Raw genomic sequence first — 18,419 nt, 5'->3', positions numbered from 1 at the left:
TTTGTCTCTCAACAAATTGTGACAGATTCACACCGGAGAAGTCAGCTTATGTATACAAAAGCTAATGCGAACTACTCCAGTCGCAACACCGCATTCGGCTTGAAGCCCAGGTCGGCCAATTTGCCCTTGCGGCCCCGTACAGCGCGCGCATTGTTCAAGCTGCGGATCTCCAGGGTTTCGGTACGTGGCTTGGCACCCCGGCCAATGCCGTCGATGCGGATGCTGCGGGTGTAGGCCGCGGCGCCGGCCAGCACGTCTTTGTCTTCCAGGTCGATCAGCATCAGGCCGCGGCCACCCTTGGGCTGGTTCTTCAGCTCGGTGATCTCGAAGGTCAGAATCCGCCCGCCGGCCGATGCGCAGGCCACATGGGTTGCCGGCGGCACCGGCTGGCCACCGCCACCACCGTTGGCATGCGACGGCGGGTTCACCGTTTCGCCCTCGCCCACGGTAATGAAGGCCTTGCCGCCTTTTTGGCGCGACAGCATGTCGTCCACCGTCGCCAAAAACCCGTAGCCGCCCGAACTGGACAGCAGCAAGGTGGCATTGCCCGGGCCGGCAAAATAATGCGCCACCTGGGTGCCGGTTTCCAGCTCGATCAGCGTGGTCACCGGCTGGCCGTCGCCGCGCGCGCCGGGCAGCGATGCCACGGGTACGGTGTAGACGCGGCCGACCTTGTCCTTGGCGGTGCCAAATACCAGCAGGGTGTCGACGCTACGGCACTCAAAGGTGCCGTACAGCGCGTCGCCTGATTTGAAGCTGTACTCGGGCGTGCCATTTGCGGCCCGGTCCTTGGCCCAGCCTTTTTGTGCCCGCACCCAGCCTTTTTGCGACACCACCACGGTGACGGGCTCATCGACCACTTTGACTTCGACCACCGCGCGCTTTTCGGCCTGGATCAGGGTGCGGCGCGCGTCGGCAAACAGCTTGGCGTCGGCTTCGATTTCCTTCACCATCAGGCGGCGCAGCACGGCCGGATTGGCCAGGATGTCTTCCAGCTTGGCCTGCTCTTCGCGCAGGTTTTTCAGCTCCTGCTCGATCTTGATGGCTTCCAGCCGGGCCAGTTGGCGCAGGCGGATTTCCAGAATGTCTTCGGCCTGGATCTCACTGAGCTTGAAACGCTCTATCAGCGCCGCCTTGGGCTCGTCGGCCTGGCGGATGATGGCGATGACCTCGTCGATATTGAGCAGCACCAGGTGCCGGCCTTCCAGGATGTGGATGCGCGCCAGTACTTTGTCCAGCCGGTGCCGTGAGCGGCGCTGCAGCGTGGTCTGGCGGAAGGCTATCCATTCCTGCAGCATCTGGCGCATGGCCTTCTGCATCGGTCGGCCGTCCAGGCCGATCATGGTCAGATTGATTGGCGCCGAGGTTTCCAGGCTGGTGTGGGCCAGCAGCGCGGTGATCAGCTCCTGCTGCTCGATACGGCTGGTCTTGGGTTCGAACACCAGGCGCACGGCCGCGTCCTTGTTCGACTCGTCGCGTACCACGTCCAGCACCGACAACACCGAAGCCTTCAGCTGCGTCTGCTCCAGGCTCAACGCCTTCTTGCCGGCCTTGATGCGTGGGTTGGTGAGTTCTTCGATTTCTTCCAGCACGCGCTGGGTGCTGACGCCGGGCGGCAGCTCGTTCACCACCAGCTGCCACTGGCCGCGCGCCAGGTCTTCTATCTTCCAGCGCGCGCGCACCTTCAACGAACCGCGGCCGGTACGGTAGGCGTCGGCGATGTCGGCGGCGCTGCTGATGATCTGGCCGCCGCCCGGATAGTCGGGGCCGGGCACGATGGCAAACAGTTCTTCGTCGCTCAGCTGCGGCGTCTTGATCAGCGCCACGCAGGCATCGGCGATCTCGCGCAGGTTGTGGCTGGGGATTTCGGTCGCCAGGCCCACGGCGATGCCGCTGGCGCCATTCAGCAGGTTGAACGGCAGGCGTGCCGGCAGTTGTTGCGGCTCTTCAAAAGAGCCGTCGTAATTGGGCACAAAGTCGACCGTGCCTTCGTCCAGCTCGTCGAGCAACAAGGTAGTGATGCGCGACAGGCGGGCTTCGGTGTAGCGCATTGCGGCTGCGCCATCGCCGTCACGGCTGCCGAAGTTGCCCTGGCCGTCGATCAGCGGGTAGCGCTGGCTGAAATCCTGCGCCATGCGCACCATGGCGTCGTAAGCGGCCTGGTCACCGTGCGGATGGTATTTACCCAGCACATCGCCGACGACACGGGCGCTCTTCACCGGCTTGGCACCGGTGGCGCCATTCGCGCCGCCAAAGCCCAGGCCCATGCGCGACATCGCGTACAGGATGCGCCGCTGCACCGGCTTCTGGCCGTCGGTCACGTCCGGGATGGCCCGGCCCTTGACCACGCTCAGCGCGTATTCGAGGTAGGCGCGCTGGGCGTAACTGGCCAGGCTCAGAGCATCGTCGCCATCGGCGGCCAGCGGGATCGCTTCATCAACGGGAGGCAGGGGCGGCTCGCCGGGTGGATTGGGAGGCAGGTCCAGTTCGGGTTGGTCGTTCATGGAACAAAAACTTCAGTGCAAAAAATGGGAATGGGAGGCAGCGGCTGTCTGCCGCGCAGACGGATCAGACAGCTGTGGAGCAGACGGGATTCAGGGCAGGCCCACCAGCACAGGCTGGCTGCTGGACGGCATATTGCCGCGACCAACAGCCCCACCAGACAGCTCCATGCGCACCCGCGTAGGCTGGCGGCGCTGCTCCACCGGCGGCTTCAGCCCGTTATAGAGCTGCAGCACGGTTTTGACGTAGGCCTGGGTTTCTTTGTAATTGGGAATCCGGTTGCCCGCGCGCTGCACCGCGCCTTCGCCGGCGTTGTACGAGGCCACGGCCAGGTCCAGCTGGCCGGGGAACATGCGGATCAGGTCGCTCAGGTAGCGCGAGCCGATGCGGATATTGGTCTTGGGGTCGGTGAGCTTTTGTTCGATGCTGTTCTTCGGGTCGCCCACCAGGCCGTAGCGTTCGGCGGTGGCCGGCATGATTTGCATCAGGCCGACCGCGCCCTTGGGCGATACCGCCGTGCTGTTGAAGCCGGACTCGGCCACGATCAAGGCCTGCAGCAGCTCATAGTCAATGCTGAGCTTGTTGGAGGCCTCGAGCAGATGGTGTTTCACCAGCTTGTAGCTGGGCGAAATATCGAAAAACGCCAGCAGCTTGGGAGGTGCGCCGGGCGCGGCAGGTGTTTGCGCGGCGGCGGCTTTCACGCCCTGGGTGGTGTCAAAGCTCTCGTCGCCCTGGTAGAACAGCTCGTAACGCTCGTCCACCCGCTCGCTGGCGAAATGCGCCACGCCCTGGGTGTCGATATAGCCCCATACGTCCGCACACGCCCATTGCTGCACTATTAATAGCGCAAAGCCTATACAGAATCTGCGCCAGAGGCCAGTTTTATTCATAATTTTCACAACTCAACCCAAGGCTGCTAAGCAGCTAGACATCGATCTCCACCGCATCGCCATGCAGCTCCATGAGTTCCCGGCGCGACGAAGCCTCGCCCTTGCCCATCAGCTTGGTGATCAGGTTCTCGGTTTGTGCGAAGTTAACATTCCCCAGCTGAACCGGCAACAGGCGGCGTGTATCCGGGTTCAAGGTGGTGTCCCACAGCTGTTCGGCATTCATCTCGCCCAGGCCTTTGAAGCGGCTGATGCTCCAGGCGCCTTCGCGCACGCCTTCCTTGCGCAGCTTGTCCAGGATGGCGGTACGTTCGCCTTCGTCCAGCGCATAGGCTTTGGAGGCCGGTTTCTTGCCGCGGGCAGGCGCGTCGACCCGGAACAGCGGTGGTCGCGCCACAAACACATGGCCGGCCTCGATCAGCTTGGGGAAATGGCGGAAGAACAGGGTCAGCAGCAGCACCTGTATGTGCGATCCATCTACGTCCGCATCGCTGAGGATGCAGATCTTGCCGTAGCGCAGACCGCTGAGGTCGGGCGTGTCGTTCGGCCCATGCGGATCGACACCGATGGCCACCGAGATATCGTGGATTTCGGTATTCGCAAACAGCCGGTCGCGCTCGACCTCCCAGGTGTTCAACACCTTGCCGCGCAGCGGCAGGATGGCCTGGCTTTCCTTGTTGCGGCCCATCTTGGCGCTACCGCCGGCGGAATCGCCCTCGACCAGGAACACCTCGTTCTGCGCCAAGTCGCGGCTTTCGCAGTCGGTCAGCTTGCCGGGCAGCACGGCCACGCCCGAGCCCTTGCGCTTTTCGACCTTTTGCCCGGCTTTCTGCCGGTACTGGGCAGCCTTGATGGCCAGCTCGGCCAACTTTTTGCCGTATTCCACATGGTGGTTCAGCCACAACTCCAGCGCCGGCCGCACGAAGCTGGACACCAGGCGCACCGCATCGCGCGAATTCAACCGTTCCTTGATCTGGCCCTGGAATTGCGGGTCCAGCACCTTGGCGCTAAGCACAAAGCTGGCGCGCGCAAACACGTCTTCGGGCAACAGCTTGACGCCCTTGGGCAGCAGCGAATGCAGCTCGATGAAGCTCTTTACCGCGGTGAACAGGCCGTCGCGCAAACCCAGTTCATGGGTACCGCCCACCGTGGTGGGAATCAAGTTCACATAGCTCTCGCGCACCGGTGCGCCGTCTTCGGTAAAGGCCACGCACCATTGCGCGCCCTCGCCTTCGGCAAAGGTTTCGTGGCCGTTGTCGGCAAAACCCTCGCCCTCAAACATCGGAATCACCAGCTCGCCATTCAGCGTCTGGGTCAGGTAGTCACGCAGGCCGCCCTTGTACAACCAGGTCTGCACATCCTTGGTCTTCTCGACAGTCAAGGTGACGGTGACGCCGGGCATCAGCACCGCCTTGCTGCGCAGCAGATGGGTGAGCTCGGCCATGGGCAAGGCCACGGCTTCGAAGTATTTGGGATCCGGCCAGACGCGCACGCTGGTGCCGGACTTGCGGTCACCGGCCTCGGCCTTGCGCACCTGCAGCGGCTCGACCACGTCGCCACCGGCAAACACCAGCTTAGCGGCCGAGCCTTCGCGGTACGAGATGGCCTCCAGCCGCAGCGCCAGCGCATTCGTCACGCTGACGCCCACGCCGTGCAGGCCGCCGGAGAAGCTGTAAGCGCCGCCTTTGCCCTTGTCGAACTTGCCGCCCGCGTGCAGGCGGGTAAACACCAGCTCGATCACCGGAGCGTTTTCTTCGGGGTGCATGCCGAACGGAATGCCGCGGCCTTCGTCTTCGATACCGACCGAGCCGTCCAGGAATAGCGTGACCCGGATCTTCTTGCCATGGCCGGCCAAGGCTTCGTCGGCCGCGTTATCCAGCACTTCCTGGATGACGTGCAAGGGGTTGTCGGTGCGGGTGTACATGCCCGGGCGCTGCTTGACGGGCTCCAGGCCTTTCAGTACGCGGATCGAGCTTTCGGAATATGCAGGGGTGACGGGGTTTTGGGTTGCCATAGGCGCGGATTGTAGTGGTTTGTGGCAGCAAACACTGGATACAACCACAGCCTTACTGCCTATAGCCGGCAAATTGGCTACAGTCAGAGGATGAACCGTCCCTCCCCCTCTCTTTCACTTGCCCAACTGCTGATCTGCGGCGGTGCCATCGTCACGCTGTCCATGGGCATACGCCACGGCTTTGGCCTATGGCTGCAGCCCATCACCCAGGCCCAGGGCTGGACCCGCGAAACCTTTGCGTTTGCCATCGCCATCCAGAACCTGGCCTGGGGCATCAGCGGCGTGTTTGCCGGCATGCTGGCCGACAAGCTGGGCGCCTTCCGGGTGATGGTCGCTGGCGCCGTGCTGTACGCACTGGGCCTGGTCGGCATGGCCTACGCGCCCACGCCGTTTTTGTTCACCCTGAGTGCCGGCGTGCTGCTGGGCATGGCCCAGGCCGGCACCACCTATGCGGTGGTCTATGGCGTGATCGGGCGCAATGTGGCGGCCGACAAGCGCTCCTGGGCCATGGGCATTGCCGCGGCGGCCGGCTCGTTCGGCCAGTTCTTGATGGTGCCGACCGAGGGTCTGTTGATTAGCCAGCTGGGCTGGCAGCAGGCACTGGTGGTGCTGGGCGCGGCCGCAATGCTGATCGTGCCGCTGGCCTGGGGCCTGCGCGAACCGAACTTTGGCGCCGGCCAGCCGGTGCGGCGCGAACAGACAATTGGCGAAGCGCTGAAAGAGGCCTTCAAGTACCCAAGCTTCCAGCTGTTGATGGCCGGCTATTTCGTCTGCGGCTTCCAGGTGGTGTTCATTGGCGTGCACATGCCCAGCTATTTGCGCGACAAAGGCTTGTCGCCCCAGGTGGCCAGCTACGCGCTGGCGCTGATCGGCCTGTTCAATGTGCTCGGCACCTACGCGGCCGGCTCGCTGGGGCAGCGGATGCAGAAAAAGAACATCCTGGCCTTCATCTACTTTGCCCGCGCGGTGGTGATCAGCGTCTTCCTGCTGGCGCCGCTGTCGCCCACCAGCGTCTACATCTTTGCCGCGACCATGGGCGTGCTGTGGCTGTCCACCGTGCCGCCGACCAATGCGGCGCTGGCGCAGATTTTTGGCATCCAGCATATGTCTATGCTCAGCGGCTTTGTGTTCCTGAGCCACCAAATCGGCTCGTTCATGGGCGTGTGGCTGGGCGGCTTCCTGTACGACCGCAATGGCAACTACGACCTGGTCTGGTACATCGCGATTGCCCTGGGGGTGTTCGCCGGGCTGGTCAATCTGCCGGTCAAGGAAGCGCCGATCCAGCGCGCGCGCACTGCGCCGCAAGCGGCCTGACAGCATGCGCCGCGCCACCAAGCCCTTAGTCTGGTGTGTCGCCCTGGCGGCGCTAGCCGGCGTCTTTGCGCTCTACACCCGGCCCGAGTTCCTGGTGGCGCTGGCCGACCAGCTGTGGGCTTGTTTTTGAACAAAATCGGCCTCTAGCGCACTGTCTATCTGCGCAAGCAGCTATTAAATCAATAGCAATCTGGTCTTTCAGTGCCATTTTTGAACGCAAAGGCCTATCGAATACCCGATACACGCTCTCGTTAGAATGGCCGTTTTCCCGTTTGAGACTGCGGACATGACACCCATTACCGGCAGCATCGTGGCGCTTGTAACGCCCATGCTTGAAGACGGCAGCGTGGACTACCCCACCCTGCGCACATTGATCGACTGGCATATCGCCGAGGGCACGGACTGCATAGGCGTGGTCGGCACCACCGGCGAATCGCCGACGGTCAACATCGAAGAGCACTGCGAGATCATCCGCGTGTCGGTCGAGCAAGCCAAAGGCCGGGTGCCCATCATGGCCGGCTGCGGTGCCAATTCCACCTCCGAAGCCATCGAGCTCACCCGCTTCGCCAAGAGCGTGGGCGCCGACTGCCATCTGCAGGTCGTGCCCTACTACAACAAGCCCACGCAAGAAGGCCAGTACCAGCACTTCAAGGCCATCGCCGAAACGGTCGATCTGCCCATGGTGCTGTACAACGTCCCCGGCCGCTCGGTCGCCGATATGCTGCACGACACCGTGCTGCGCCTAGCCCAGGTGCCCGGCATCGTCGGCATCAAGGAAGCCACCGGCAATATTGAGCGCGCGCAGTGGCTGATCCGCGATGTGCCCCAGGGCTTTGCCGTGTACTCGGGTGATGACCCAACCGCCGTGGCGCTGATGCTGTGCGGCGGCCAAGGCAATATCAGCGTGACCGCCAATGTGGCGCCGCGCCTGATGCACGAACTCTGCGTGGCCGCGATTGCAGGCAACGTCCGTCGCGCCATGGAAATCCAGCGCCAGCTGATGCCGGTGCACAAAAACCTGTTCGTCGAAGCCAACCCTATCCCGGTGAAATGGGCGATGGCCGAAATGGGCTTGTGCGGCCCGGCGCTGCGCCTGCCGATGACGCAGCTGTCCACCCACCTCCAGGCCACCGTCAAAGACGCGCTGCGCAGCGGCGGCCTGGTCTAAATACTATTTTTTAGGAACGATACGTGAACCATATTGCACGAGTTGGATTGCTGGGATTGACGCTGACTCTCGGCGCCTGCACGATCATGGACGGCGAGAAAATCGACTACAAAAGCGCAGGCGCCAAAACCGGCCCGTCACTTGACGTACCACCCGACCTGACGCAGCTGACCCGCGACTCGCGCTATGTGGTGCCCGGCGCCCCCATCACCGCCAGCAACTACAAAGTGGGCCAGGTCGCCGCCGCAACGCCTACCGCCGCCTCCTCGCTGGGCGACATCCGCATCGAACGCGCGGGTACGCAGCGCTGGCTGGTCATCAACCGTCCGGCCGACCAACTGTGGGGGCCGGTGCGCGACTTCTGGCAACAAAACGGCTTCTTGCTAACCGAAGACCAGGCCAGCCTGGGCATCATGGAAACCGACTGGGCCGAAAACCGCGCCAAGCTGCCGCAGGACATCATCCGCAGCACCCTGGGCAAGGTGTTTGAGTCGCTGTACTCGACCGGCGAACGCGACAAGTTCCGCACCCGCCTGGAGCGCAATGCATCCGGCGGCACCGAGATCTACATCAGCCACCGCGGCATGATCGAGGTCTACACCAACCAGGCCAAGGACCAGACTATCTGGCAACCGCGCCCTACCGACCCCGAGCTGGAAGTCGAGTTCCTGCGCCGCCTGATGCTCAAGCTCGGCGTACCTAGCGACGACGTGAAGACCGCGCTGCTGCCCGAAACCGCCAAATCCGGTGCCCGCGCGACCACCATCAACAACCAGCCCGTGGTCCAAATGGACGATGGCTTCGACCGCGCCTGGCGTCGTGTGGGCCTGACCCTGGACCGCACCGGCTTCACCGTGGAAGACCGCGACCGAAGCAAAGGCACGTATTTCGTGCGCTATGTGGCGCCGAATGCAGACAAGAAGGAACCCGGCTTCTTCAGCAAGCTGTTCAGCAGGGAAAACGTCACACCGCCGCTGCAATACCGCATCGCCGTGGTCAGCGCGGGCGAATCCACCACCGTCTCGGTGCTGAATGCCAGCGGCGCCCCCGAGTCCTCGGCCAATGCCCAGCGCATCGTCAAGATCATCGCCGACGATCTGAAGTAACCACCGCTTCCCAGGTGCTTCGCTTCAAAAGCCTGGGCAGCGGCAGCGCGGGCAACGGCACCGTGGTGGAAGCCCAGCACGGCGGTCATACCACCCGGCTGCTGGTCGATTGCGGCTTCGGCCAGAAGCAGCTTGACCAGCGGCTGGCATTGGCAGGCCTGCAGGCCTCGCAGATCGATGCCATCTTCATCACCCACGAACACGGCGACCACGTCGGCTGCGCGCCGCAGTGGGCGCTGCGGCACCGCATCCCGGTGTGGATGAGCCACGGCACGCAAGCTGCCATCGGTCCGCACGACTGGGACGGCTTGCTCCACATTGCCCGCGATACCAGCGCAATCGACGTGGGTGGCCTGCAGCTGACGCCATTCACCGTGCCTCACGATGCGCGCGAGCCACTGCAGCTGTGTTGCCGCAGCGGCGATGCCCAGCTGGGCATACTCACTGACCTGGGCCACGCCACGCCCCATGTGCTGCAGCAGCTGATGGGCTGCCAGGCCATGCTGCTGGAATGCAACCACGACACCGAGCTGCTGGCCGCGTCGCGCTACCCCGCCTTCTTGAAACAGCGCGTGGGCGGTATGTACGGCCACCTGGCCAACCAGGCCGCCGCCGAGATCGCCCAGGCCCTGGTGGACGGCGGCCTGCGCCACATCATGGCCGCGCACCTGAGCGAACAGAACAACCGGCCAGAGCTGGCATTGGCGGCTCTGGCAGCAGCCGTGGGTTGCAGCGGACTCACCCTCGGCGTTGCAGAGGCCGCCACGGGCACCGACTGGCTGGCGGTCGCAGTTTAGAGAGACATACCCTGGTAATTACCCTTGGATTTTGGGTTATCATCGATGGGTCACTGGGGAGTAGCCGCCCGTCTCAAGACGGGGCTTGTATCAACATACTTGGCCGAAAGGCTATGGTGCAAGCGGTTCATATTGAAAGCTTGGCAAGACCTTTGACCATAATGCCTTCGGAATGGCCGGGGAGCGTTGTGGTCAATCGTTTTGGATTCCGGCCAATATATAAAGAACCCCATGGAAGCATTCTTCGTCTCTACCGGCATCGTCGCACTGGCCGAAATCGGCGACAAAACCCAACTCCTCGCCTTCATTCTGGCGGCCAAGTTCCAACGGCCCTGGCCCATCATCGGCGCCATCCTGGTCGCGACTTTGGCCAACCATGCCTTCGCGGGCGCACTCGGCTCCTGGATCACCTCACTGGTCGGCCCCGAGACCCTGCGCTGGGTATTGGGCATTTCCTTCCTGGCCATGGCCGCCTGGACCCTGGTGCCCGACAAGTTTGAGGAAGAAGACGCCAAGCTCGCCCGCTTTGGCGTATTCGGCACCACGCTGGTCGCGTTCTTCCTGGCCGAAATGGGCGACAAGACCCAGTTCGCCACCGTTGCGCTGGCCGCCAAATACCACTCGTTCTTCCTGGTGGTCGCCGGCACTACCCTGGGCATGATGCTGGCCAATGTGCCCGCCGTAATCCTGGGCGACCGGATCGCGCAACGCCTGCCAACCCAGCTGGTGCACCGCATCGCAGCAGCCATCTTTGCGATCATGGGCGTTGCCACCTTGATGGGTGCTGGCGCCGGGCTCGGTCTGTAAACCCACGGCCATGAAAATGGCCGTACAGACTTGAAGCTCTGTACGGCCATTGGCGATTGGCCATAAAAAAAGCCACCTTGCGGTGGCTTTTAATGCATCGAGTAAAGATTACTTCGAAGCGGCGCTGGCAGCAGCAGCAGCGGCTGCAGCAGCTGCGTCGGCAGCTGGAGCAGAAGCGTCAGCAGCTGGTGCAGCTGCAGGAGCTTCAGCAGGTGCGGGTGCTGGTGCAGCAGCAGGTGCTTCAACCGCAGGTGCTGGTGCAGGAGCTGGTTCTTCTTTTTTGCCGCAAGCAGCCAAAGCAACAGCAGCCATCAGAGCTGCGAGTACAAGCGATTTGTTCATTACAAAATTCCTTAAGAGGTAGGGGAAAACAATTTCCGGAAATCGTCGGCATCACACGGATGCGTATGCGACCGAGTGAAAGCACTCGAGCTCTTTCAACTCAGCCCTCGATTATAAGCTTCTTCTTTGGCAATGCTTAAAAACCCTAGGGCGTAAAAGCAACAGGCAAGCTCACAAACCGAGGATGGAGGCCGGGAACGCCGGGCTGCTTTTGCGCAGCCATTCGTCGATGCTTTGCCGCAGCAGCAGGCGCCGTTGGGGCTCGTCGCCGCAGATGCCATCGCTGCGTTCCAGGTCCAGCCGGCGCATGGCCCAAGCCGGACTCCAAAGCGCGCTAGGCAGATCCTGCGGGCTGGCCTGCCGGCACGAGCGGCAGTCCACCAGATGCGACCAGGTGGTCCGCCAGACCGCAAACCGCGCATGGCGCCGCACCACCTCGTCGTAGGCGATGGCCAGCATCGTGAACTGGCGGCCGGGCCGGGCCCAGGCTTGCAGGGATTCGACCACCGCCCGCTCGCCCAAAGGCCAATCTTCAAAGTTGGGATCGCAGATGACGATTTCGCGCCAGCCCTCGTGGGCCGCACAGGCGAAAGCATCGCGCACCCGCTGCTGAAATTCCACCCGGCCCTGGAAGCGCCCCGTGGGCCGGGGTGGTGCTTCAGAAGGGGTTTGCGAGTCGTCCATAGAACACCTTTTCAGTGCGCGTGCACCCAGCCGGACGCACACCATGACAGCAGCAAAGACCGCGCATCTGCACTGGCGCGGGCCAGCTCCTTGGGGCCCAGTTTCCGCGCATCGGCGAGGCGGCGCATCAAGGTGGCGTCGCGGCCGGCGGCGCGGTAGCTTTCGCCATTGATGAACACGTGGTGGGCATCGTAGAACATGCGGGTGCGCGGGTCCAGCGCCACCTGGTCCAGGCTGGCGGGCGGCTCTTGCGACTCGAACCAGACCTGGGCCTTGGGCTCGGTCAGCACCTCGCCCAAAGCACATTGCAGCGCCGTAGGATCGTCCAGCAAAGCCGTCAAAGCGGTCTGTGCAAAGTCTTGTAAAGATGCGGGAATTGCGCCCGGATGCTCCACCGCCGGCTGCCCGGCATCGCTGTACAAGGCCTCGCCGACCACATCCTCGGCCTCCTCGGCCATGCGCTGCATCAGCTCGCGGGCCAGTTCGCTGCGGCGCGGCGCCCGAAAACCGATGGAATAGGTCATGCATTCGCCGACCGCGACACCGTCGTGGGCGTAGCGCGGCGGCAGGTACAGCATGTCGCCCGGCTCCAGCACGAACTCTTGCTCGGGCTCGAAGTTGGCCAGAATCTTCAGCGGCGCTCCCTCCACCAGACTCAAATCCTTTTGCCGCCCGATGCGCCAGCGGCGTTGCCCGTGGGCTTGCAGCAGGAATACGTCGTAGCTGTCGAAGTGCGGCCCCACGCCGCCGCCGTCAGTAGCGAAGCTGACCATCACGTCGTCCAGCCGCACATCCGGCACAAAGCGAAACTGTTGCAACAGTTCGTGCACGGTAGCCGCATGCGTGTCCACGCCCTGTACCAGCAGGGTCCAGCCGGGGGTCTTCAACGGCGGCAAGGCGCGGCGTGGCAGCGGGCCGTTCTTCAGCTTCCAGCCGGTGCCGGCCTGCGTGATCAGGCGCGACTCGACTTCTTCTTGTTCGGCCAGCGCAAACAGCGCGCTGCGGTCCAGCAGGGCCTGGAAGCCGGGTATGGCCTGGCGGATCAGCAGGGGCTTCTTCTGCCAGTAGCGCTGCATGAATTGCTGCGGGCTCAGGTCGCCCAGCAAAGGCAATATTTGGGTGACGTCCATCAAAATCCTTGGGTTTTAAAACAACTGCCTAAACTGCGACAATTCTCGTATGGAAATCACACAACAATGCGTCGTCGCTCTGACCTGGACGCTCAAAGACACCCTTGGCGAAGACCTGGACGTACTCAACGAACCGGTCGAATTTCTGGTCGGCGGCGATGATCTGCTGAAAAAAGTCGAAGAGGCCCTGCAAGGCCATGTGGCTGGCGATGTGCTGGAGCTGCACCTCGAGCCCGAGGAAGCCTTTGGCGACTTCAATGACCAGCTGATCTTTCTGGAACCGCGTGCGCTGTTCCCCGATGTGCTGGAAGCCGGTATGAGCTTCGACGGCGCCGCCCTGCCCGAAGGCCTGAGCCCCGAGCTGCCGCGCGAAGGTCTGTACACCGTGGCCGAAATCTACCCCGAACACGTGGTGCTGGACGGCAACCATCCGCTGGCCGGCATCGCACTGCGGCTCAAGCTGGGCGTGGCCGGTGTGCGTGAAGCCACCGAAGACGAAATCGGCAGCGGCACCGCCGGCACCGGTTTCTTCAACATCGCCCCCGGTGGCCCCAACGGCCAGCACCTGCACTGATTCCAAGGTAAAAATAAGTCTCTAGCGCAGTAGATCCTGCGCTGGCAGCTATTCATTCAATAGCAACCAAGGTTTTCGTTGGCACCCCTTTTTCAACAACGTGCGTTCATGCGCCTGTGGACCGCGCGCGTATTCGGCACCTTGGGCACACAGATTCTGATGCTCGCCGTGGGCTGGCAGATGTACGACCTGACCGGCAGCGCCTGGGACCTGGGCCTGGTCGGCCTGCTGCAATTCCTGCCCGCCCTGCTGTTGACCCTGGTGGCAGGCCATGTGGCCGACCGGGTGCACCGCGGTCGCATCGTCGCCGTCTGCGTGGGCCTGCAAGCCCTGGTCGCTGTGCTGCTGCTGTTGGCCACCTACGAACACTGGGTCAGCCGCGCCTGGCTGCTGGGCATCTCCCTGGTGCTGGGCACGGCCCGGGCCTTCCAGATGCCGGCCCAGCAGGCGTTGACGCCGCTGCTGGTGCCGCCCGCGCTGCTGCCGCAGGCCATGTCGCTGAGCGCGGCCGGCATGCAGGCAGCGACCATCGGCGGCCCGGCCTTGGGCGGGGCGATCTTCCTGGCCGGCGCCAGCGCGGTGTACGCGAGCGGCGTGCTGCTGTTCGCGGTCAGCGTGGTGCTGCTGAGCGGCCTGCGCTACGAGCATGTGCCGCCGCCGCGCGAACCCATGACGATGCGCAGCGTGCTGGCCGGCGTGCACTTCATCTGGGAGCACAAGCCGATTCTGGGCGCCGTATCGCTCGACCTGTTTGCGGTGCTGCTAGGCGGCGCCACCGCCCTGCTGCCGATGTTTGCCAAGGACATTCTGCACACCGGCCCCTGGGGCCTGGGCCTGCTGCGCGCCGCACCGGCCGTGGGTGCGCTGCTGATCTCCATCGTGCTGACGCGCTGGCCGCTGCAACGCAAGGTCGGCCGCACCTTGCTGCTGTCGGTGGGGCTGTACGGCGTGTGCATGGTGGTGTTTGGCGCGTCGACCAGCCTGGTGTTGTCGCTGGCGGTGCTGGCGATTTCGGGCGGTGCCGACATGGTCAGCGTGGTGGTGCGGCAAAGCCTGGTGCAGCTGGAAACCCCGAACGAAATGCGCGGCCGTGTCAGCGCCGTGAATTCGGTGTTTATCGGCGCGTCCAACCAGCTGGGTGAGTTTGAATCGGGCGCCACCGCCGCCCTGCTCGGGCCAGTCGGCTCGGTGGTGCTGGGCGGCATAGGCACGCTGGTGGTGGCGGCCCTGTGGTTGAAGATATTCCCCGGCCTGGCCCAACGCGATAAGCTGCAGTGATGGACCAAGTGGATGCAGTCGTCATAGGAGCCGGTGTGGTCGGCCTGGCAGTGGCGCGGGCGCTGGCTTTGCAGGGGCGCGAGGTGTTGCTGCTGGAAGCGGCCGACGCCATCGGCACTGGCACCAGCTCGCGCAATAGCGAAGTCATCCACGCCGGCATCTACTACGCGCCGGGCTCGCTCAAGGCCAGCCTGTGCGTGCAGGGCAAGCAGCTGTTGTACGCCTACTGCGCCGAGCGCGGCATCGCCCACCAGCGCTGCGGCAAGCTGATCGTCGCCACCAACGCCGACCAGCTGGTGCAGCTGGAAAAAATCCGCCTGCAGGCCGCCGCCAATGGCGTGGACGACCTGCAGCTGCTGGACCGCGCCGCCGCTCGCGCGCTGGAGCCGCAGCTGGAATGCTCGGGCGCGCTACTGTCGCCCAGCACCGGCATCGTCGACAGCCACGCGCTGATGCTGGCGTTGCTGGGCGACCTGGAGAACGCAGGCGGACTTTTGGCCCTTAACAGCCCGCTGACGCAGATGCAGATTGCGCAAGACGCTATTATTTTGGAAGCAGAAGACGGCACGCAGTTGCAGGCCCGCACGGTGGTCAACGCTGCCGGGCTGCAGGCCCAGGCACTGGCCCGCCGCTGCGCAGGGTTGGACCCACGCCATGTGCCGCCCAGCTATTACGCCAAGGGCAATTACTTCACCCTCGCGGGCCGCGCGCCGTTCCAGCACCTGATTTACCCGGCGCCGCAAGCCGCAGGGCTCGGCGTGCACCTGACGCTGGACCTGGGCGGTCAGGCCAAGTTTGGCCCGGATGTGCAATGGGTGGATTCGCCGGATGACCTGGTGGTCGACCCGGCACGGGGCGAGGCGTTTTATGCCGAGGTGCGCAAATACTGGCCCGGCCTGCCGGATGGCGCCCTGCTGCCCGGCTATGCGGGCATCCGCCCGAAGATCCAGGCGCCGCACGAGGCGGCGAAAGACTTCCTGATCCAGGGCCCCGCAGTACATGGCGTGCCGGGTCTAGTCAATTTATTCGGCATCGAATCGCCAGGCCTGACCAGCTGTCTGGCCATCGCTGAACATGTGGCGCGGCTGGTGTAAAACAGCCCATGCCGCTTATCCCGCTCACCGCCATCGCCGCCCAATTGCCGCAGGCCTGGACCTCGCAAATCCAGGCCCATGTCGGCAGCACCCGCATCAAGGTGCTGCGCATGGACAGCTGCGACTACCCCGACGAAACCCACGACTACGCCGAAGGCCTGCTGGTGCTGGAGGGCGAGATGCAGTTGACCGTGCAAGGCACACCGGTGACCGTGGCCGCAGGCGAGCTGTACATGGTGCCGGCCGGCACACCGCATGCGGTGGCGCCGGGCAGCCACGGTACCTTAGTGATTCTAGATATTTAAAGAAAAAAGCCCTGCAGCGCAGCTAGTACCTGCGCAAGCAGCTATTTATTCGATAGCACCAGGTCGGTCATCACATCCATGGGGATCAAAGCCCCGCGGTGCTGGATGACACGTCCGGCCAGGCGGTTGCCCTGGGTGGCCGCGGCCACCACATCGCCGCCTTGCAGGCGCACGGCCAGGTAGCCGGCGGCGAATGAATCGCCAGCGGCGGTGGTATCCACCACTTTGGCAACCAGCTCGGTCGCCACTTCCTGCAACCCGCTGGCGGTGCGTACCAGGGTCGGGTTGCGACCGCGCTTGATGACGACTTCGGGGCACGGTAAGGCCTTGGCGGCAGCGACGGCGTCGTCAAGAAGCGGCAGGCCACGCAGGGCTTGTTCGTCGTCGGCCGTGACCAGTGCGATGCTCGAAAGGCTGTAGGCGCGCTCAAAGCTGGTCAGGGCCTCTTCGCGGCTGGCCCACAGGCGCGGACGGTAGTTGTTGTCAAAAATCACCGGGGTGCCGCGGGCCTGCAAACGGGCCATCAGGGCAAACAGGCGTTCGCGGCCAGCAGCCGGCAGGATCGCCAGGCTGATGCCGCTGAGATACAGGGCGCCGAGGGAGTCGGCCGCGGCTTCCAGCGGCGTCTGCTCGGCGTCGAAATAGGCTTTAGCAGCGCTGCTGTCGCGCCAGTAGCTGAAGCTGCGCTCGCCGTGCGCGTCGACCTCGATCAGGTACAGGCCGGGCATGCGGCCCGGCAGGCGCTGCACCAGCGATACGTCGAGCGCCTCGGCCTGCCAGCGCGCCAGCATGCCAGCGCTGAGCTTGTCGTCGCCCAGCGCGGTGGCGTAGCCGACCTGCAGGCCGGTAGCGCAACGCGCCAGGTAGACGGCGGTATTGAGGGTGTCGCCCCCAAAGCTTTGCTGCATGCTGCCAAAAGCCTCCCCCTGGAGTTCCAACATGCACTCACCAAACAAGACGACACGCTGCATACCGATCAGGCTCCGGTGTAGGCGGTTTTCACCGTAGTGAAGAACTCCTGCGCATACCGCCCCTGCTCGCGCGAACCGTAGCTGGAGCCCTTGCGCCCACCAAACGGCACGTGGTAGTCCACACCCGCGGTCGGCAGGTTCACCATCACCATGCCGGCCTGGCTGTGGCGCTTGAAGTGGGTCGCGTACTTGAGGCTGGTAGTGGCAATGCCCGCCGACAGGCCAAACGGCGTGTTGTTGGACTCGGCCAGTGCGGCTTCGTAGTCTTTGACGCGGATCACGCTGGCCACCGGGCCGAACACTTCTTCGCGGTTGATGCGCATGGCAGCTGTGGTGTCCAGCAGCAAGGCGGGTGCCATGTAGAAGCCTTCGGTCGTGCGCTCCAGGCGGGTACCGCCAGCCACCAGCTGGGCGCCTTCGGCCTGGCCAATGGCCACGTAGTCCAGATCCTGCTGCAGTTGCGACAGCGAAGACACCGGGCCGATGTCGATACCGGCCGCCAGGGCGTCGCCGATCTTCAGCGTGGCCATGCGGGCTTGCACAGCGTCGACGAACTTGCCGTAGATACCGTCGGTGACGATCAAACGGCTGGATGCGGTGCAGCGCTGGCCGGTGGAGAAGAACGCGCTTTGCACGCTGAGCTCGACGGCCTGGTTCAGGTCGGCGTCGTCCAGGATGATTTGCGGGTTTTTGCCGCCCATCTCCAGCTGGACCTTCTTCAGGTTCACCGCGCACTGCTGGGCGATACGGCCGCCCACGCCTTGCGAGCCGGTGAAGCTGATACCGCTGATGCCAGGGTGGTTGACCAGCGGATCGCCGATGACGGAGCCACGGCCCATCACTAGGTTGAATACACCGGCAGGGATGCCGCTGCGGCTGATGATCTCGGCCAGGGCCCAGGCGCAGCCGGGGACCAGGTCGGCGGGTTTCAACACCACGCAGTTGCCGTAGGCCAGGGCCGGGGCGATCTTCCAGGCAGGAATCGCGATGGGGAAGTTCCAGGGGGTGATCAGGCCGACCACGCCCAGCGGTTCGCGGGTGATTTCCACACCGACGCCGGAGCGCACCGAGGGCACGATCTCGCCGGTCAGGCGCAGGCATTCGCCAGCGAAGAACTTGAAGATGTTGCCGGCACGGGTGGCCTCGCCAATGCCTTCGGCCTTGGTCTTGCCTTCTTCGCGGGCCAGCAGCGTGCCCAGCTCTTCGCGGCGGGCCAGGATTTCGGTGCCGATCTTGTCCAGTGCGTCGGCGCGGGCCTGCACATTGCCGGTCGACCAGGCGGGGAAGGCGGCTTGCGCCGCCTGCACGGCTGCATCCAGCTGGGCGGCGTCGCCCTGGGTGTACTCGCCGATGACGTCGGACAGGTTCGACGGGTTGATGTTGGGGGCGTAGCTATTGCCGGCCACCCAGGCGCCGTTGATGTAGTTGTCGTGTTTTTGGGTCATG

At 64.0% G+C, this 18,419-nt stretch carries 18 protein-coding genes and 1 riboswitch; of the genes, 11 read left to right on the top strand and 7 right to left on the bottom strand.

Annotated elements, in window-relative coordinates; genetic code table 11:
* Positions 1-71: 71 nt before the first annotated feature.
* The 3 genes from parC to BLT66_RS25000 form a co-directional block, all read right to left on the bottom strand.
* Positions 72-2,504 (bottom strand): DNA topoisomerase IV subunit A, encoded by a 2,433-nt coding sequence (gene parC / locus BLT66_RS25010; protein ID WP_092762445.1) that lies wholly within the window; start codon positions 2,502-2,504, stop codon positions 72-74.
* Positions 2,505-2,594: 90 nt separating this feature from the next.
* Entirely contained in the window at positions 2,595-3,392 is a 798-nt protein-coding gene (locus BLT66_RS25005; protein WP_092762443.1) for a lytic transglycosylase domain-containing protein, read from the bottom strand.
* Between the two features lie 34 nt (positions 3,393-3,426).
* Entirely contained in the window at positions 3,427-5,403 is a 1,977-nt protein-coding gene (locus BLT66_RS25000; protein WP_092762441.1) for a DNA topoisomerase IV subunit B, read from the bottom strand.
* A 90-nt stretch (positions 5,404-5,493) separates the two neighbouring features.
* Here BLT66_RS25000 and BLT66_RS24995 point away from each other — a divergent pair, with 90 nt between their 5' ends.
* The 7 genes from BLT66_RS24995 (at position 5,494) to BLT66_RS26885 (ending at position 11,077) form a co-directional block, all read left to right on the top strand.
* Positions 5,494-6,717 (top strand): MFS transporter, encoded by a 1,224-nt coding sequence (locus tag BLT66_RS24995; protein ID WP_092762439.1) that lies wholly within the window; start codon positions 5,494-5,496, stop codon positions 6,715-6,717.
* Between the two features lie 4 nt (positions 6,718-6,721).
* Positions 6,722-6,847 carry a hypothetical protein gene (locus tag BLT66_RS27320; protein ID WP_255407080.1) on the top strand — a complete coding sequence of 42 codons (126 nt, stop codon included), beginning with the start codon at positions 6,722-6,724 and terminating at the stop codon, positions 6,845-6,847.
* Positions 6,848-7,003: 156 nt separating this feature from the next.
* Positions 7,004-7,885: a 4-hydroxy-tetrahydrodipicolinate synthase gene (gene dapA / locus BLT66_RS24990; RefSeq protein WP_092762437.1), complete on the top strand. Its 882-nt coding sequence runs from the start codon at positions 7,004-7,006 to the stop codon at positions 7,883-7,885.
* Between the two features lie 86 nt (positions 7,886-7,971).
* Entirely contained in the window at positions 7,972-8,991 is a 1,020-nt protein-coding gene (gene bamC / locus BLT66_RS24985; RefSeq protein ID WP_092762435.1) for an outer membrane protein assembly factor BamC, read from the top strand.
* Between the two features lie 14 nt (positions 8,992-9,005).
* Positions 9,006-9,788 (top strand): MBL fold metallo-hydrolase, encoded by a 783-nt coding sequence (locus BLT66_RS24980; RefSeq protein ID WP_092762433.1) that lies wholly within the window; start codon positions 9,006-9,008, stop codon positions 9,786-9,788.
* Positions 9,789-9,831: 43 nt separating this feature from the next.
* Positions 9,832-10,012: riboswitch (yybP-ykoY riboswitch) on the top strand.
* A gap of 7 nt (positions 10,013-10,019) precedes the next feature.
* Positions 10,020-10,595, top strand: a complete 576-nt coding sequence (locus tag BLT66_RS24975; RefSeq protein ID WP_092762431.1) for a TMEM165/GDT1 family protein — start codon at positions 10,020-10,022, stop codon at positions 10,593-10,595.
* 92 nt (positions 10,596-10,687) lie between these two features.
* The gene (locus BLT66_RS26885; RefSeq protein ID WP_176955165.1) at positions 10,688-11,077 is read left to right on the top strand and encodes a hypothetical protein; all 390 of its coding nucleotides are present in this window, start codon (positions 10,688-10,690) and stop codon (positions 11,075-11,077) included.
* A gap of 31 nt (positions 11,078-11,108) precedes the next feature.
* On the opposite strand, the gene BLT66_RS24965 is transcribed toward BLT66_RS26885, so the two are convergent.
* Both BLT66_RS24965 and BLT66_RS24960 read right to left on the bottom strand, forming a co-directional pair.
* Positions 11,109-11,621 (bottom strand): hypothetical protein, encoded by a 513-nt coding sequence (locus BLT66_RS24965; protein WP_092762427.1) that lies wholly within the window; start codon positions 11,619-11,621, stop codon positions 11,109-11,111.
* Positions 11,622-11,632: 11 nt separating this feature from the next.
* Positions 11,633-12,751: a cupin domain-containing protein gene (locus BLT66_RS24960; protein WP_092762425.1), complete on the bottom strand. Its 1,119-nt coding sequence runs from the start codon at positions 12,749-12,751 to the stop codon at positions 11,633-11,635.
* Positions 12,752-12,800: 49 nt separating this feature from the next.
* Between BLT66_RS24960 and BLT66_RS24955 the strand changes: the two genes are divergently transcribed.
* From BLT66_RS24955 to BLT66_RS24940, 4 genes are all read left to right on the top strand, one after another.
* Positions 12,801-13,325 (top strand): FKBP-type peptidyl-prolyl cis-trans isomerase, encoded by a 525-nt coding sequence (locus tag BLT66_RS24955; protein WP_092762423.1) that lies wholly within the window; start codon positions 12,801-12,803, stop codon positions 13,323-13,325.
* 78 nt (positions 13,326-13,403) lie between these two features.
* Entirely contained in the window at positions 13,404-14,603 is a 1,200-nt protein-coding gene (locus tag BLT66_RS24950; RefSeq protein ID WP_369821636.1) for an MFS transporter, read from the top strand.
* On the top strand, positions 14,603-15,697 hold the full coding sequence (locus BLT66_RS24945) for an NAD(P)/FAD-dependent oxidoreductase (protein WP_369821635.1): 1,095 nt from the start codon (positions 14,603-14,605) through the stop codon (positions 15,695-15,697). Before BLT66_RS24950 ends, BLT66_RS24945 begins: the two co-directional genes overlap by 1 nt.
* Positions 15,698-15,705: 8 nt before the next feature.
* Positions 15,706-16,002, top strand: coding sequence for a cupin domain-containing protein (locus BLT66_RS24940; RefSeq protein WP_092762417.1), 297 nt, complete (start codon positions 15,706-15,708; stop codon positions 16,000-16,002).
* Positions 16,003-16,043: 41 nt separating this feature from the next.
* Here BLT66_RS24940 and BLT66_RS24935 read toward each other — a convergent pair whose 3' ends face one another.
* Together BLT66_RS24935 and BLT66_RS24930 are read right to left on the bottom strand one after the other, a co-directional pair.
* Positions 16,044-16,973, bottom strand: coding sequence for a sugar kinase (locus tag BLT66_RS24935; RefSeq protein ID WP_092762415.1), 930 nt, complete (start codon positions 16,971-16,973; stop codon positions 16,044-16,046).
* A gap of 5 nt (positions 16,974-16,978) precedes the next feature.
* Positions 16,979-18,418: an aldehyde dehydrogenase family protein gene (locus BLT66_RS24930; protein WP_092762413.1), complete on the bottom strand. Its 1,440-nt coding sequence runs from the start codon at positions 18,416-18,418 to the stop codon at positions 16,979-16,981.
* Position 18,419: the final 1 nt, after the last annotated feature.

The sequence above is a fragment of the Rhodoferax sp. OV413 genome (assembly GCF_900104385.1).
Taxonomy (GTDB): Bacteria; Pseudomonadota; Gammaproteobacteria; order Burkholderiales; family Burkholderiaceae_C; genus Rhodoferax_B.
This window is presented reverse-complemented; position numbering and strand designations above follow the sequence as displayed.